General features: G+C 65.8%; 2 protein-coding genes. Both read left to right on the top strand.

What is annotated here, in order from left to right; all coding sequences use genetic code 11:
• Nucleotides 1–3 precede the first annotated feature (3 nt).
• On the top strand, nt 4–762 hold the full coding sequence (locus LZA78_RS17490; protein WP_233678163.1) for an electron transfer flavoprotein subunit beta/FixA family protein: 759 nt from the start codon (nt 4–6) through the stop codon (nt 760–762).
• The coding region (locus LZA78_RS17495) for an electron transfer flavoprotein subunit alpha/FixB family protein (RefSeq protein WP_233678162.1) at nt 762–1,638 on the top strand (877 nt) is incomplete at its 3' end. The genes LZA78_RS17490 and LZA78_RS17495, both read left to right, overlap by 1 nt.

Genomic DNA, 1,638 nt, shown 5'->3' on the forward strand with positions numbered 1-1,638 from the left:
CCCATGAAGGTATTGGTGCCTGTTAAGCGGGTGATCGACTATAACGTGAAGGTTCGCGTGAAGGCGGACGGTAGCGGTGTCGATCTTGCGAATGTGAAGATGTCGATGAACCCGTTTGACGAGATCGCGGTGGAAGAGGCGATCCGTCTGAAAGAGAAGGGTGCGGCGAGCGAGATCGTCGTGGTCTCGATCGGCGTGAAGCAGGCGCAAGAGACGCTGCGCACGGCGCTGGCGATGGGCGCGGACCGCGCGATCCTGGTTGTGGCCGCCGATGACGTGCATCAGGACATCGAGCCTCTGGCCGTGGCCAAGATCCTCGCCAAGGTTGTCGAAGAAGAGGCCCCGGGCCTAGTGATCGCGGGCAAGCAGGCGATCGACAACGACATGAACGCGACCGGCCAGATGCTGGCGGCGCTGCTCGGCTGGGGTCAGGCGACCTTCGCCTCGGAGCTTGAGATTGCCGGCGACAGCGCGAAAGTGACGCGCGAGGTCGATGGCGGGTTGCAGACGATCTCGGTCAAGCTGCCGGCGATCGTGACCGCCGACCTGCGTCTGAACGAGCCGCGCTATGCCTCGCTGCCCAACATCATGAAGGCGAAGAAAAAGCCGCTCGATGAGAAGACCGCCGCCGACTACGGCGTCGACGTGACCCCGCGCCTGAGCGTCGTGAAGACCGCAGAGCCGGCGGGCCGTTCGGCCGGGATCAAGGTGGGCTCGGTCGACGAACTGGTGGCGAAACTGAAAGACGCGGGGGTTCTGTGATGTCGGTTCTTCTGATTGCTGAGGTGAACAGCCTCGACGCGACCTCGAAGGCGCTGAGCGCGGCGAAGAAGATGGGCCCGGTGACGGTGCTCGTGGCCGGTGCGGGCGTGGATGCGGCGCCGTTCGCGGCGCTCGACGGTGTGGCCAAGGTGCTGACGGCGGACGATGCCGCCTATGCGCATGGCCTGGCCGAGCCGCTGGCCGATCTGGTCGTCTCGCTCGCCGGTGGCTTTACCCATATCGTGGCGCCTGCCACGGCCGAGTCGAAGAACGTTCTGCCGCGCGTTGCCGCACTGCTCGATGTGATGGTGATCTCGGACGTGATCGGCGTGGTTGACGGCGATACGTTCGAGCGCCCGATCTACGCGGGCAATGCGATCCAGACGGTGAAATCGTCGGACAAGGTCAAGGTGGCCACGATCCGCGCGACGGCCTTCGAGGCCGCGGGCGCGGGCGGTTCGGCCCCGGTCGAGGCCGCTGCGGCGGCCGGTGACAAGGGTCTGTCGGCTTGGATCGAGGACAAGGTGGCAGCCTCGGATCGCCCGGAACTGACCTCGGCCAAGATCGTGGTGTCGGGTGGCCGTGGCGTGGGCTCGGAAGCCGACTTCGCGCTGATCACGGCGCTGGCGGACAAGCTCGGCGCAGCCGTGGGCGCCTCGCGCGCCGCGGTGGACTCTGGCTTTGCCCCGAACGACTGGCAGGTCGGCCAGACCGGCAAGGTCGTGGCGCCGGAGCTTTACGTGGCCGTCGGCATCTCGGGCGCGATCCAGCACCTCGCGGGTATGAAGGACAGCAAAATCATCGTCGCCATCAACAAGGACGAAGAAGCCCCGATCTTCCAGGTCGCAGACTTCGGCCTCGTCGCGGATTTGTTCG

This window comes from Rhodobacter flavimaris (assembly GCF_021378075.1).
GTDB classification, from domain to species: Bacteria; Pseudomonadota; Alphaproteobacteria; order Rhodobacterales; family Rhodobacteraceae; genus Rhodobacter; species Rhodobacter flavimaris.